This window comes from Streptomyces sp. NPDC025638 (assembly GCF_055558775.1).
The window spans coordinates 34,321-48,112 of the sequence record NZ_JBVHLX010000030.1 but is presented as its reverse complement, the minus strand read 5'-3'; the positions used below and the strand labels follow the sequence as shown (position 1 = coordinate 48,112).

Here is a 13,792-nt window from a genome sequence, read left to right as displayed (position 1 = left end):
TCGTGGGTGCACAGCCCCGAGTGACGGTCTACTGGTACTCACAGACCGGTCAGCTCCTGGAGTCCGTCTCCGCCGTCACCGACCCGCTGGAAAAGGCGGGTTGGGAGATACGCAAGGTCGAGATCAGGCCGCGGGAACCCTTTCCCTTCCCCTGGCCCGTACGCCGCTTCTTCGGTGTCTTCCCCGCCTCTGTCGACCCCGACGGGGCACCCGAGATCACCGCCCGGCCTCCGGTGGCCGAGGATGACGATGCGGACCTGGTCGTCTTTGCCTTCCCCGTCTGGTACTTGGCTCCGGCGCTGCCCATGCGGGCGCTCGTCGGTGCCGAGCCGAAGGCGTTCGACGGGCGTGCCGTCGTCGGCCTGGTGGCGTGCCGGAGCATGTGGTACTCGGCCGCCGTCGAGGTGCAGCGGCTGCTCCAGGCCGCGGGCGGGCGCTACTTGGGCACGATCGCCGCGGTGGACACCGCCTCCGCCGGGGTCACCTTCGTCACCACGCTGCGCTGGCTGCTCGCCGGCAAGCGGGAGGCGTCCTGGGGGTTCCCGCGCGCCGGTGTCGGCATGGACGAGCTGGACCGGCTCGCGCTCCTCGGCGAGCGCATCGCCGAACTCGCCCCGACGCAACCCGAACTCGCCCCGGAACAGGACGGACCCGCGTCCCGCACCGCTTTTGAGGAGGCCTTGGCCGACCGGGTCCGCGACGTTCTTGCCGCCCATGACGCGGCCCCCGTGCACTATCCGCTGGCCGCGGCCGACCTCCTGGCCGGGAAGGTCTTCCGGGTCTGGGGCCCGGTCATCCGCGCCGCCGGCCGGCGTGTCGAGGCCCAACGCACCGCACTCACCGGGGTGTTCGTGCTCTGGCTGGCCGGCGCCATCCTGGCCGGGCTGCCCGCGGTCGTCGTCGCCCGCGTCCTGTTCAAGGCCGGCTTCGACGCCGCGGTGGCCCGGCGCCTTGCGCCGGTCGTCGCCCGTCTTGCGGAGGTGCGCCGATGACCGCAGCCGTACCGCATCCGCCGGAGGCGGCCACGCAGCTGGAGGCCGACGTCGTGGTGGTCGGTGCCGGACCCACCGGCCTCGCCGCGGCCCACTTCCTCGCCGGATACGGCGTCCGCACGGTCGTCCTGGAACAGCGCCCCGCACCGTCCGGTCACCCACGCGCCACGGTGATCAACTCGCGCACCATGGAGCTGCTCAGGCACCTGGGCGTCGATGCCGAGGTGCGCCGTGCCGGCGTGTCCCTGGAGAACACGGCGCGCATCACCTGGTGCACCGAGCTCGCCGGCACCGAACTCGCCGGACTCGACATCATCGATTCGGCGCACGCTCTGATGAAGCGCGTGGCCAACAGCCCTGCACTTCCCGTCATTTGCTCGCAGAACCGGGTGGAGGCGCTGCTCGTCGACCGGCTCCCCGAGAACGCACGAGTGATCCGCGGCGTCAGGGCCGAGGAGCTGACCCGGACTCCGACCGGTGTCAGGGTGACGGCCGGGGGCGAGCGCCCCACCGTCGTCGAGGCCCGCTACGCCATCCTGGCCGAGGGGCTGCACGGCCCGCTGCGCGAGACGGTGGGCCTGCGGCGGACCACGGCCACGCCCCTCGGCAGGCTCCTCGACATCCACTTCAGCGCCGACCTCTCGCCCTGGACGGCGGGCCGGGAGAGCGCCCTGTACTGGGTGCTCAACGACACCGTGCGGGGCGTCCTCATCACCGTGGACCCCAAGCGCGGCGAATGGCTCCTGGAGATCCCCGCCCTCACCGCCGACGAGGAACACACCTACTTCGAGGCGGACGTCGATCACCACAAGCTGATCGAGGCCGCCATCGGTGAGTCGGGCGAAGCGCTCGGCGGGCTGCGCATCCACTCCGTACGGAACTGGGTGATGGGCTCCACCGGGCTCGTCTCCTGGCGCAGCGCCGACGGCCGGGTGCTCGCAGCGGGAGACGCCGCCCACACCTTCCCGCCCACCGGGGGCTTCGGCATGAACACCGGCATCCAGGACGCCCACAACCTCGCCTGGAAGCTGGCCGCGGTACTGCGCGGCGGTGCCCCCGACACGCTGCTCGACTCGTACGAGCGTGAGCGGCGCCCGGTCGCGGAGTTCAACGCCCGGTACAGCGAGCGCAACGCCCTCCAGAAGCGGGCGCTGCTCCAATCCGACGCCGACCCGGCGGAGTTCGCCCGGAACATCGAACAGCACCGGCCACACTTCGACTTCGAGGGGCAGACGCTGGGTTTCACCTACGCACCAGGCCCCGGCGAGCCGGTGGTCCAGGACATCGTGAACTACCGGCCGACCGCCCAGGCCGGCCACCGGGCCCCGCACGCCTGGCTCGACCGGGCCGGCGACCGGATCTCCACGACCGACCTGGCCCGCACCGGCTTCGCCCTGCTCACCGGGGCCGAGGGAGCCGTCTGGCAGCAAGTGGCGCAGGAGAGCCCGACCGTCCTGGGCCTGCCCCTCACAACAGCCGTGATCACTGCGGACGGGCCCCAACTGCGCGATGTCAGCGGGGCCTTCGCCGACAGCTACGCCCTGCAGGGGGCCGAAGCGGTCCTCGTACGGCCCGACGGCCATGTCCTCGCCCGGCTGCCCGGCGCCGCACCACGAGAGGAACTCCGGCAGGCCGTCGACCGAACAGTCAACAGCGGGCCGGTGCCCGCACGAGCGGAAGGGCCCTCATGACGGCCGGACCCACCTTCTCCCCGGAGCGACTCGCGGGACTGCGCTCCGGCACGCTCTCCGAAGTCCGCGCCGCCCTCGCCGGGCTGCCGCGCGAGGACCTGGCGGCCTGGCTGGCCACACCCGACGGCGAGGCCGTGCTGCGCACGGTCTTCGAGCAGATGCCCGAGCGGTACACCGGAGGCCCCATGGACGGTCCGCAGACCGCCCGTTGGGAGGTCGGAAGGCCGCCGGCCGACACCGTCGCGTACGACCTCGTACTGACCGAGGACACCTGCGACGTGCGCGAGACGGGGATCTCGGGCGCCCCCGCGGTCACCCTCGCCCTCGACGCGGTCAGCTTCGTGGAGATGGCCTCCGCCGCGGCCCAGGGCATGGATCTGCTGCTCAAGGGCCGACTGCACATCCAGGGTGATGTGCGCCTCGCGATGCGGATGGAGTCCCTCTTCGGGCTCGCCGAGACGGGTGAGCCCGTATGAGCACCGTCCCCGGTCGCCACCGGGTGGTGGTGACGGGCATCGGCATGGTCAACCCGCTCGGCGTCGGAACCGAGACGGTCTGGACGCGGCTGCTCGCCGGAACCTCCGGCGTGGGACCGATCCAGGGCTTCGACGCCGACCGGCTGCCGGTGCGCATCGCCGCCGAGGTGACGGACTTCGACCCGACCGACTGGCTGACCGCCAAGGAGGCCAGACGCCTCGACCGGTTCTGCCACTTCGCGATCGCCGCGGCCGAACTCGCCGTGGAGCGCGCGGGCCTCGACGGCATCGACCGGGACGGCGCCGCCACCGTGATCGGCAGCGCCATCGGCGGCGCCGCCACCATGAGGGAGGGGGTGCTGAAGGACGCGGCGGCACCCCGGATGGTCTCCCCGTTCTTCGTGCCCAGCTCCATCATCAACATGGGCGCGGGCACGGTCGCCCAGCGCTTCGGCTTCCGCGGCCCCGGCGCCGCACCGGTCACAGCCTGCGCCTCCTCGGCCGACGCGATCGGGCAGGCCTACCGCATGGTCCGCGACGGCTATGCCGGGGCCGCACTGGCGGGCGGCTCCGAGGCATGCATCGCCTCGCCGCTGATCGCGGGCTTCGCCAACCTGCGCGCGCTGTCCCGCCGCAACGACGAACCCCGCCGAGCCTCCCGCCCGTTCACCGCGGACCGGGACGGTTTCGTCATGGGGGAGGGCGCCACCATGCTGCTCCTGGAGACCGCGGAGTCGGCCGAGGCGCGGGGCGCGTACGTCTACGCCGAGATCTGCGGCTACGGTCAGACCAGCGACGCCTACCACGTCACCGCCCCCGATCCCACCGGGCAGGGTGCCGCCCGCGCCATGCTCGCCGCGCTGCGCGAGGCCGACCTCAAGCCCGGCGAGATCGACCACGTCAACGCCCATGGCACCTCGACCCCGTTCTCCGACGCCGCTGAGACGAAGGCGATCAAGTCCGCCTTCGGCAGGCACAGTGGGAACCTGGCCGTCAGCTCCACCAAGTCGATGACCGGCCATCTGCTGGGCGCGTCCGGCGCGACCGAGACGGCGTTCTGCGCCCTGTCCATCGACCGCGGGGTCATCCCGCCCACCATCAACCAGGACGCGGCCGATCCCGAGTGCGACCTCGACTACGTGCCGAACACCGCTCGTCCGTACGAGGTCCAGGCAGCCCTCTCCAATTCCTTCGCCTTCGGCGGGCAGAACGTCTCGCTCGCCCTCCAACGCTTCGTCAGGGAGTGACCCCCCGTGTCCATGGAGCTCACGCCGGAAGCCACCCGCACGGCTCGGTGTGCATCGAGATCGGCGGCAAGGAGATCCTCGCCGAGCCGGGCAAGGTCCATGTCGTACCGCCGGGCGTTTCGCACCGCATCGTCAACCGCCACCAGGACGCCGCGGCAGGCATGTTCAGCACCCTGACGCCCGCTCTGCGCGCCGACGAACTCCTGGAGACCCTCTGGGGCCTGGCCGGCGACGGCCACACCAACCGCAATGGCCACCCCCATGTGCTCCGGGCCACGGTCATCGCCGGCGAGTTCGACCAGTTCGCCCTCGCAAGGCCCCCCAAGTGGGTCCAGGACCTGGTTCTCGGCCTGCTCGCACCGGTGGGCCGGGCCCTCAACCACCAAGGCACCTAAGTCCCGTTGGACCGCCGGCCGAGCCCGCGGCGCCACTCGTGACCGCACCTCAGGAAGGCACCTCGATGACCCAGGTCTCCACCGCCCCCATGGCCACCGCAGCCCCCGGTCCCACCGGTCGGCTGCGCGCGCTGATCGCGATGTCCGGCAATCCGCTGAACTACCTCACCGGGCTGCGCGACCAGTACGGCCCCGTCGTGCGCATCCCGCTCGCCTCGAGCGAGTTGTACATGATCAGCGACCCGGAGGCGGTCCACGAGGTCCTGGTCACGTCGCACCGCAACTTCGGGAAAGACGTCATGAGCGCCGGACGCGGCAAGTGGGCCGCCCCGCTCGAGGTGATCCTCGGCAACGGCCTGGTCACCAGCGATGGCAAGTTCCACCGCAAGCAGCGCAGGCTGATACAGCCGATGTTCCATCACGAACGCATCGCCGGCTACGGCCGTGCCTTTGCCGAGCTCTCCGACGACATCCAATCGGGCTGGAAGGACGGGGACCGGCTCGATCTGCAGGCAGAGATGACCGAGCTGACCCTCGCCATCGTGGCCCGCACGCTCTTCGACGTCTCGCTCGACAGCGATGTGGCCCGCACCATCGCCGCCATCCCGCGCCACGAGGGTCCGCTGCGCTGGGATTCCCTGCCCTTCGCCCGCCATCTGGCCAAGCTGCCGCTGCCCGGCAACAAGCGCTTCTACGAGGCCCGGGACAACCTCGATGCCATCGTCTACCGGCTCATGGCGGAGCGCAGGCAGGGCGACGGCCAGGGCGCCGACCTGCTCTCCCTGCTGCTCGCGGCGCGCGACGCCGACACCGGGGAGCCGATGGAGGACCGTCAGGTACGGGACGAGGCGATCACCCTCCTCATGGCCGGCCACGAGACCATGGCCAGCGCTCTCACCTGGGCCTACCACCTGCTCGGCAGCCACCCCGAGGCACGGGAGCGCATGCACGAGGAGATCGACGAGGTGCTCGGCGACCGACTGCCCACGGTCGAGGACCTGCCCCGCCTCGTCTGGACCGACGCGGTCCTCTCCGAGGCGATGCGCCTCTACCCGTCGATCATGGGCCTCGCCCGCCGTCCCCTGGACGACTTCGAGGTCTGCGGCCACCGCGTCCCCAAGGACAGCTTCGTCGGGATCATCCCGTGGGTCGTCCACCGCGATCCCCAATGGTGGCCGCAGCCGGAACTCTTCGCCCCGCAGCGCTGGCTCGAAGCCCCGCGGTCCGCCGGCGCGGCGGACGAGCTCACCGGTCATGCGGTACGGCCCGGACGCCCGCGCCTCGCCTATCTTCCCTTCGGCGGCGGTCCGCGGCAGTGCATAGGCAATACCTTCTCGCGGATGGAGGGCGTCATGGCGCTGGCCACCCTGGGGCGGCACTGGGAGTTCGAGCCCGTTCCCGGGTTCGCGGTCGACCCGCTGGCAAGGATCACAATCCGGCCGCGGCACGGTCTGCCGGTGACCGCCAGGCGCCGCGGAGCGGGTTGCGTCCACGAATGAGTCCGGCGGCTTCCTGGGGCATCTCGCGCAGTCATGCCGGACACCTCATCACCCCCCTCCTCGGACTGATCGGTCCGGCCGGACCCGATCAACACGAAGGGGAGCAACTGAGAAAGACAACATCAGCGAGCGCATTGCCGACTGGTTCCAGGCGTAGCGCTCAAAGCGACCGTGAAACCTCTCGGAAAGGTTGCAGACCTTGACCTGCCGGACTCTCCGTTGACCCCGCGACGACCACCCTCGCCGTGATCACCAGCCAGCATCACTGACACGAATCCGAAGGGAATACCCGCACATGTCCAACAACACCCAGATCGCACTCGACAAAGAAGAACTGCGCTCCCTCGTCGCCGACGTCCTCGAGCTCGACGTGGAGGAGGTCACGGACGACGCGGATCTCGTGCAGGACCTGGAGGTCGACTCCCTGATGGCGCTGGCGATCATCGTCCGGTTGGACAGGCAGTACGGCGTCAAGCTGCAGGAGAGCGACTTCAGGCAGGTCTCGTCGCTCATCGAAGTCCTTCAGTTGCTCACGGACAAGCGCACCGCGCAGGCCGCATCCTGACCTGCCCGCGGCTGCGGCCGGGTGTGTGCCTCCGAGAGCGGAGGCACACACCCGGCCGCACCCTCACAGACGCTGCTTGACAGGGCTTTTCAGGAGAAAGACATGCCAGACACCCAGCGACCGGTGGCGTTCGTCTCGGGCGGCTCCCGCGGCATTGGCCGCGCCATCGTGTCCCGGCTGGCCCACGAGGGATTCGATGGCTTGTTCCGCTACCGCTCGGACGCGGACGCAGCCGATGAGGTCGTCGAGTCGGCTACCGATACCGGAGCCCGCGTCGTCCCCCACCGCGTCGACGTCGCGTCTCCGGAGGAGGTCCGGGCGTTCACCGACTGGGGCGATGTCATGGCGACCAGCCTCGACGGCACCTACAACATGTGCCGCTCGGCCGTCTTCTCGTTCATGAAGTGCCGCGTCGGCTGTGTGGTGACGCTGTCGTCCATGGCCGGGGGTTACGGCAACGCCACGCAGACCAACTACGCGGCTTCCAAGGCGGGGATCATCGGCTTCACCAAGTCCCTGGCCAAGGAGTGCGGAAAGTACGGCGTACGCGCCAATGTCGTGGCGCCCGGCCTCATCGAGACCGACATGACCGCCGGCCTGACCGAGGCGGTCAGGGAGGACATCCTCGACGGCGTTCCGCCCGGCCGCTTCGGCACCCCCGACGACGTCGCCGACCTGGTCTTCGTCCTCGTTTCCGACCGCGCCCGCCACATCTCCGGCCAGGTCCTGGGCGTGGACGGCGGCCTGGTGATCGGAGCACACCCTTCCCCGGTCCATCGATCATGAGAGAAACCGTGTCTGTCGCACCTGCTTCGCCCGTTCGCGACCACGCCAGGCGTGGCTGGTGGCGCGGAGTGCTGGCGCTGCCGTTGGCGCCTGTCGTGGCCCTGCACATGGCCCATCGCGTCTGCCACCCAGCCTCCGCCGCACCGCACCACACCCCGGCTCGTTTCCGGCTCTCCCCGCGGGAGATCCGGATCCCGCACCGCAACGGGCAGCTTTCACTGGCCGCTTGGGTGTGCCAGGCGGACCCGCGGCGCGTGGTCATCCTCGGGCACGGCCTGGGGCAGGAGAAGTCTCACGCCCTCTCACACGCCCGCATGCTGCACCGCGCCGGATTCACCGTGGTGTTGTTCGACTTCCGCAACCACGGCGGCAGCACAAGGGACCGCGGCCTGACCCGGTTCCTGAACCGTTACGTCGAGGACGTGCGCACGGTGGTCGACCACGTACGGAGCCTGCCCGAGCACGCAGGGTGCCGGATTGTGCTCTATGGGTTCTCGTTGGCCACCTTCGCGATGCTGCAGTCCATGACGCTTCCGGGCGGTGCGGTGGACGCGGCGGTCTTCGACGGCGGGCCGGCGCTGAGCGTATCCGCGACCGCACGCCGGCTGCTGAGCGCCGGCGCACTGCCGCTGCCGGCGATCGCCCGCGGCCGGCCAACACGCGATGCGGTTCAGGCGCTGTTCGGGCAGATCGGCAGGGTGACCATGGGCACACCCGCGCCGTGGCCGCCGCCCGCAGGTCACCCCGTGTGCGACAGGACCCCGATGCTGTTCGTCTCCGGTGCCGCCGACCCGATCGTGCCGACCGAGGAGGCAAGACGGCTGGCCCGGCCGTACGCACGAGCCGAGCTGCTGGTGATCCCGCAGGCGGGCCATCTCCAGACGATGGCGATGGACCGCGAACTGTACCGCGGCACCGTTCTGGAATTCCTCGATCGCTCTTTGACCACACAGGAAGGACACCCGGACCGATGAGGCTCGGACTCAATCTCCGCTACCTCGGCAACCTGGGCGCCGGAGCCCCGCCGCGGGAATCCGCTCGGTACGTTCGCGAGGCCGAGCGCCTGGGTTTCTCGGTGGCCTGGACTGCCGAAGCGTTCAGCTCGGACACGGTCTCGCTGCTCGGCTGGCTGGCCGCGCAGACATCGCGCATCGATCTGGGCACGGCGGTGATGCAGATCCCCGCCCGCACCCCCGCGATGACGGCGATGACCGCCGCCACCCTCGACCTGCTCTCCGAAGGCCGCTTCCGCCTCGGACTCGGAGTGTCCGGGCCACAGGTCGCCGAGGGCTGGCACGGCGCCCGGTTCGAAAAGCCACTGGCGCGCACCCGCGAGTACGTCGACGTCGTCAGGATGGCCCTGCAGCGCAAGACCGTCGCCTACGACGGAGAGCACTACCGCTTGCCGCTCCCGGACGGCCCCGGCAAGGCCATCCAGCTGGGCATGCGCCCTCGGCGCAAGCACATACCGGTCTACCTCGCGGCCGTCGGCCCGGCCAACATGCGCCTGGCGGGCGAGATCGCGGACGGCTGGCTCTCCGTCTTCTTTCAGCCCGAGTTCGGGCAGGAGTCCCTGGCGGAACTGCGCACCGGACGGGAGCGCAAGGGGGCGGATCTGCGGGGATTCGACGTGGTGGCGGCGGCGGTGCCGGTCGCGACCGGCGGCAATCTCGCCGACTGCGCCGACCGGGTTCGCGCATTCACCACCCACTACGTGGGCGGGATGGGCTCACGTCAGGACAACTTCTACAACCGGCTCATGGCCCGCACCGGCTTCCCCGATGAGGCCGAACAGGTGCAAAAACTCTACCTGGACGGGGAGTTGCGTGCGGCCACCGAGGCCATGCCGCAGGAATTCCTCGACCGCACCGCCCTGCTGGGTTCCACCGACCGCATCGCGGACCGGCTGCAGGCGTACGCCGAAGCCGGAGTCACCACCCTCTCGGCCATGGTCTTTCCGGATCACGCCGAACAGGGCATCGCGACCCTGCGCACCCTGGCGGAGGCCATGGACAAGGCCGGAGTGGGAGACTGAGGCTCGACTACGACGTCCTCACCGCGACATCCGCGGCTCAAGGGACGAGTTCAGTGGTGCGCCGTCTGGTGTCGGCGGGCGCGCCGACGGGGCCGGCATCGCGTGGGGCAGGAGGTCGGCATCATATGCGGCATTGATCAGGATTTTACGGCTTGCGGCGGAACCATCCGGTGGATCCGCTAAAGCGTGTTGCACAAGGCTCTGATCTGGGCATCTCCGTTGTATGGCGGGGGTCTTAAGGGCTCAGCGGGTGTGGGTGGAGACGTTCACCGGGCTGCAGGTGACGCAGTTTGCACGCCTCTTGAAGGTGGTGTGGGAGCGGGGCGGCAACGGGACCTTGCGGGGCCGGCCGTGGTCTCTGCCGCTGGGCGAGCGGGTGCTGTTGGTTGCGGTGTACGAGGACCTGTCCGGGCGATCATGCGTGTGGCTAAGGTGCCGTGATGGGCGCAGCAGAGATGAGTCGGGCCGAGGCGGTTGCCCTCGTGCAGAGGATCATGGATGCGGACTATGCCTTCGAAGAGGAGGCGGACAGCTGGCTGGACATGCTCGACAGAGCCCTGGCATGTCCGACTGGATATGTGAGTGGTTTGATCTTCTGGCGGCCGGAGCGGGAACTCTCGGCCGATGAGGTGGTCGATCAGGCGCTGGCGTATCGGCCGATCGCACTGTGAAGGCCTCGCTCAGCTGCGGATCCAGATCACCAGGGCTGCGATGGTGGCCGTGCCGAGGAAGACATAACCGCGTTTGTCGAAACGGGTGGCGACGGCTCGGAAGTGCTTGAGCCTGTTGACTGCGCGTTCAATGGTGTTGCGCTTCTTGTACGCTCCTCGTCGAAGCGCGGTGGCCGTCCGCCGCGTGAGCCTTTTCGCCGACGGGCGGCCTGGCTGTCGGTCTTCTCCGGGATCGCGTGGCGGATCCCGCGCTGGCGCAGGTAATCACGGCACGGCCCGTTGCTGTACGCCTTATCAGCAGCGAGGCTGTCAGGCTTTGTGCGGGGCCGGCCGGGACCGAGCCGGGGAACCCGAATCTTCTCCAGCACCGCCACGAACTGGGTGCAGTCTGCCCGCTGTCCGCCTGTGACCAGCAGCGACAGCGGTCGGCAACGGCCATCGGCGCTCAGATGCAGCTTGCTGGTGAACCCACTCCGCGAGCGGCCCAGGCCCTCACGTGCTGAACCACCTCCACCAGGCGGGCGACGAGACTCTGCCACGCCGTTTCGGCCTGATGTTCTGCGTTGTCGGCCCCCTTTGGAGCAGGCGGATGATCGGTGCGAGCGCCAGCCGCGTGCTGGTGAGCACGGACGATGGTGGAGTCCACCGAGATGTCCCAGTCGATTTCACCAGCAGCGTCCGCCGCAGCCTGGACCTGCTGGAGCAGACGCTCCCATGTGCCATCGGCCGACCACGGGCGATGGCGTTCGTAGACGGTCTTCCACGGTCCGAAGCGTTCGGGTAGATCTCGCCACTGCACTCCTGTGCGTACTCGGTGCAGAATCCCGTTGATCACCTGCCGATGATCCCGCCATCGGCCACAACGGCGGTTGCTGGTCGGCAGGAACGGCCGCAGCCGTTCCCACTCGGCATCTGTCAGATCACCCCGCCCCATACCAAGGGAACGACTCTCGGACGGCGCCGTCACATGATCGGCCGGACAGAGGGCCCTGTCTGTCGCTTTCCCTCGTAGTGGCGGCCCGGGACTGTTTCGTCAGCGGGCGAGGGTGACGGTGGTGGGGGAGTCGGGGCAGGCGGTGAGGAGTGACCTGGGACAGCGAACGTTGATGGTTTGCCACTGGCGGAAACTGTGGTCAGTGGCCGCCGCTCGGAGGCTCGCAGCCGGTGCCGTCGGGGTAGCCGCCGAAGGCATCCGCCTTGGTGGAGTCACTGCTCATTGTGCCCTCCACACACCAGGGAGAGACGCCGATGTCGATGAGGAAGCCGACACCGGCGGACCCGTCCTGGTACGCCTGCACCTTCCCGGGGGAGTAGCCGAGGCTGGTGAGCGCGTTGCGGACGCTGTCCGGGGTGAAGTCGCCGTTCTGGCGCAGCGGTTCGAGTGCATGCTTGACGTGTCCGACGGCGGTGAGTCCGTCACAGCGGCTCTGGCCGTGGAGCGGGATAGGAACTCTGAAGCCGTGGTTTTCGGCGTAGTGGTCGGTCGGCGGCACGGTTGAGCTGGGGGTGGTGGCGTCCCTTGGCGCCGTCGGCTTGGGGCTCTCGCCGGGGCAGGGGAAGTCCGCTGGTGTACTCGGCGTCGATATGCCGGTTGGCGTTGGATGCGAACGCCGGTACGCGTCGGCGGTATCCCCTGCCCGCTGCGTTCCGCACCCCGCCGCCAGCAGGACCATCACCGCCAACGGCGGTATCCCGAGCCGGGCTCTCGTCTTCCTTGGCGTCGTCATCCCCCGATCCTTCCCCGCAGCCCGGTGGGCGTCATGAGTACTTTTACTCATCGGGCCACAACACCCTCGCGGTGTTCTCCGGCTGGTCGGACCCAAAGACAGATCGGCTCCGTGCCTTGTCAGCGACGCGTCGGCCGGCTGGGAGACACCGCCTTGCGGTGCCGGTCGGGTGCGCTGTGGCCTGATAGGAGGATGTGGCATCCCAGTGACCGTATTGCCCGCGTGACGCTGATCGGTGTGCCGTTGCCGCGTGACGAGCGCGGAGGTCGCGCCGATCGGCTTCTCGTAGGCGTCGGCGTGCCGACGCAGGTACGCTGCCCGCCCAGTGAAGCCGAGCGCGGCACACGCCATTGCCGCCGCACAGTGCCCGTACTTTGGGCAACCCCTACGCTGGTGTCGGGGGCATCGAGGCATATGGACGACGCTCCGGGGTGATGGAGATGCTCGATTTGTCCGCCAGGTTGTCGGACCTCCCGGCGGTACGGGGCCGAGCCCCCTGGCCGGGACATGAATACGTCAAGGGCTGGGGTGTGTTCGGGCTGCCTTTCGACTCCGGTCATGTGCTCGCGCTGCGCGTCTTCCCGGAGAACGACTTCGGCCCGTACCGCACGCTGTGGCATCGCGATCCAGCCGGCAGCTGGTCGATCGATGTTGACGGGACACGGCTGGACACCGCGTGCCCCAGGTACTACGGCGCCGCATGCGACCGCACGGGACACGCCCACATACAGGTCACCTGGACGGGAGCGGCCTCCCTGCGGGTGACGATGGATTCCCCCTCCTTGGACTGGACCCTGACCGCCACCTCGACCCGGCTCCTGGACCTTCTGAACAGCGTCAGCGCGGCGCTGCCGCTCTCCACCTGGCGCACTCCTGTCTGGCTTCGGGCACGGCAGCGACTGGCCCGCGCGCTGGGAATGGGCGACATGCGCTTCTCCGGCGTCATGCCAAGCGGCCATACCGGAATCCTCATGCCGCAGCGGATCTACTTTGTCGAAACCTCGCGAGCCACGTTCGACGGTGTCGGCCTCGGCCGCCCCGCTCATTTGCCGGACTGCGTGCGTATCGGTGCCGCGACCCTGCCGGCCCGCGGCGTCCTTGCCATCGGCCAGGCGGTCTGGGAGATCCTGGACCCCGCGGAGTACGAGCGCACCCGCTCCGAGACCGCCCGGCAGTCCTAGTCACTGGGCCTCGCCGCCGTCTTCCCGAAGAAAGAGGAGTTCGTCAGCCGCCGCACGCAGCGGCTGGAGCTCGCGCCGCCGATGGACTACCAATTGCCCGTCGCCGCGGCCTGGAATGTGTCGCCGGACCATCTGAAAGACACCGATCCCGGCGCACCCCAACTGCTACAGGTCTGCGCCTACTTCGGCCGTAGCCGGTCTCGCGCAGCCCTTTCATGGCCGGCCGCAACGCCGCGTTGTCCGGCCTGCTCGGCGGGGTGTTGAGCGACCGATTCGCCTCGGCCAGGCACTGCGCGAGGTCAACCGGTACGCCCTCACGCGCATGGACCACCGGACCAACAGCATCCAACTGCACCGCCTCGTTCAGGCGTACTCATCGACCAGATCAGCGCCGAGGAGCGCGAGGGGAACAGCGGGCTACCAGGCGGCGCTCATGGGTAGCCGTGGGCGTTCGGGAACAGGCGTGCGTCTGTTTGCCGAAATTCTCGCCGGGCGTGCTGAATGTTCGAGGGCTCTGTGCCATGGCG

Annotated in this window: 13 protein-coding genes and 2 pseudogenes; 13 read left to right on the top strand and 2 right to left on the bottom strand. The window is 69.5% G+C overall.

Going from position 1 to position 13,792, the window contains the following annotated elements:
- The first annotated feature begins 2 nt into the window (after positions 1 to 2).
- From ACZ4EG_RS43325 to ACZ4EG_RS43270, 12 genes and pseudogenes are all read left to right on the top strand, one after another.
- On the top strand, positions 3 to 992 hold the full coding sequence (locus ACZ4EG_RS43325; RefSeq protein ID WP_467794564.1) for a hypothetical protein: 990 nt from the start codon (positions 3 to 5) through the stop codon (positions 990 to 992).
- On the top strand, positions 989 to 2,683 hold the full coding sequence (locus ACZ4EG_RS43320; protein ID WP_467794563.1) for an FAD-dependent oxidoreductase: 1,695 nt from the start codon (positions 989 to 991) through the stop codon (positions 2,681 to 2,683). The genes ACZ4EG_RS43325 and ACZ4EG_RS43320 overlap by 4 nt, the downstream gene beginning before the upstream one ends.
- The gene (locus ACZ4EG_RS43315; protein ID WP_467794562.1) at positions 2,680 to 3,159 is read left to right on the top strand and encodes an SCP2 sterol-binding domain-containing protein; all 480 of its coding nucleotides are present in this window, start codon (positions 2,680 to 2,682) and stop codon (positions 3,157 to 3,159) included. The genes ACZ4EG_RS43320 and ACZ4EG_RS43315 overlap by 4 nt, the downstream gene beginning before the upstream one ends.
- On the top strand, positions 3,156 to 4,406 hold the full coding sequence (fabF, locus tag ACZ4EG_RS43310) for a beta-ketoacyl-ACP synthase II (RefSeq protein WP_467794561.1): 1,251 nt from the start codon (positions 3,156 to 3,158) through the stop codon (positions 4,404 to 4,406). Before ACZ4EG_RS43315 ends, fabF begins: the two co-directional genes overlap by 4 nt.
- Positions 4,403 to 4,801: a hypothetical protein gene (locus ACZ4EG_RS43305; protein WP_467794560.1), complete on the top strand. Its 399-nt coding sequence runs from the start codon at positions 4,403 to 4,405 to the stop codon at positions 4,799 to 4,801. The genes fabF and ACZ4EG_RS43305 overlap by 4 nt, the downstream gene beginning before the upstream one ends.
- Positions 4,802 to 4,866: 65 nt before the next feature.
- Entirely contained in the window at positions 4,867 to 6,300 is a 1,434-nt protein-coding gene (locus tag ACZ4EG_RS43300; protein WP_467794559.1) for a cytochrome P450, read from the top strand.
- A gap of 295 nt (positions 6,301 to 6,595) precedes the next feature.
- Positions 6,596 to 6,865, top strand: coding sequence for an acyl carrier protein (locus ACZ4EG_RS43295; protein WP_453561415.1), 270 nt, complete (start codon positions 6,596 to 6,598; stop codon positions 6,863 to 6,865).
- Positions 6,866 to 6,967: 102 nt separating this feature from the next.
- The gene (locus ACZ4EG_RS43290; RefSeq protein ID WP_467794558.1) at positions 6,968 to 7,651 is read left to right on the top strand and encodes an SDR family oxidoreductase; all 684 of its coding nucleotides are present in this window, start codon (positions 6,968 to 6,970) and stop codon (positions 7,649 to 7,651) included.
- Positions 7,648 to 8,625, top strand: coding sequence for an alpha/beta hydrolase (locus ACZ4EG_RS43285; protein WP_467794557.1), 978 nt, complete (start codon positions 7,648 to 7,650; stop codon positions 8,623 to 8,625). The genes ACZ4EG_RS43290 and ACZ4EG_RS43285 overlap by 4 nt, the downstream gene beginning before the upstream one ends.
- Positions 8,622 to 9,686 carry an LLM class F420-dependent oxidoreductase gene (locus tag ACZ4EG_RS43280; protein WP_467794556.1) on the top strand — a complete coding sequence of 355 codons (1,065 nt, stop codon included), beginning with the start codon at positions 8,622 to 8,624 and terminating at the stop codon, positions 9,684 to 9,686. Before ACZ4EG_RS43285 ends, ACZ4EG_RS43280 begins: the two co-directional genes overlap by 4 nt.
- Positions 9,687 to 9,909: 223 nt before the next feature.
- Positions 9,910 to 10,083: pseudogene (locus ACZ4EG_RS43275) on the top strand (IS5/IS1182 family transposase); the annotation flags it as partial.
- 43 nt (positions 10,084 to 10,126) lie between these two features.
- Positions 10,127 to 10,357, top strand: coding sequence for an e9imm peptide (locus ACZ4EG_RS43270; RefSeq protein WP_467794555.1), 231 nt, complete (start codon positions 10,127 to 10,129; stop codon positions 10,355 to 10,357).
- Between the two features lie 9 nt (positions 10,358 to 10,366).
- On the opposite strand, the pseudogene ACZ4EG_RS43265 reads toward ACZ4EG_RS43270, so the two are convergent.
- Together ACZ4EG_RS43265 and ACZ4EG_RS43260 are read right to left on the bottom strand one after the other, a co-directional pair.
- Positions 10,367 to 11,291 (bottom strand): annotated as a pseudogene (locus tag ACZ4EG_RS43265) (IS5 family transposase).
- Between the two features lie 199 nt (positions 11,292 to 11,490).
- The gene (locus tag ACZ4EG_RS43260; RefSeq protein WP_453561405.1) at positions 11,491 to 11,850 is read right to left on the bottom strand and encodes a hypothetical protein; all 360 of its coding nucleotides are present in this window, start codon (positions 11,848 to 11,850) and stop codon (positions 11,491 to 11,493) included.
- Positions 11,851 to 12,524: 674 nt separating this feature from the next.
- Here ACZ4EG_RS43260 and ACZ4EG_RS43255 point away from each other — a divergent pair.
- Positions 12,525 to 13,265, top strand: coding sequence for a hypothetical protein (locus ACZ4EG_RS43255; RefSeq protein ID WP_467794554.1), 741 nt, complete (start codon positions 12,525 to 12,527; stop codon positions 13,263 to 13,265).
- Positions 13,266 to 13,792: the final 527 nt, after the last annotated feature.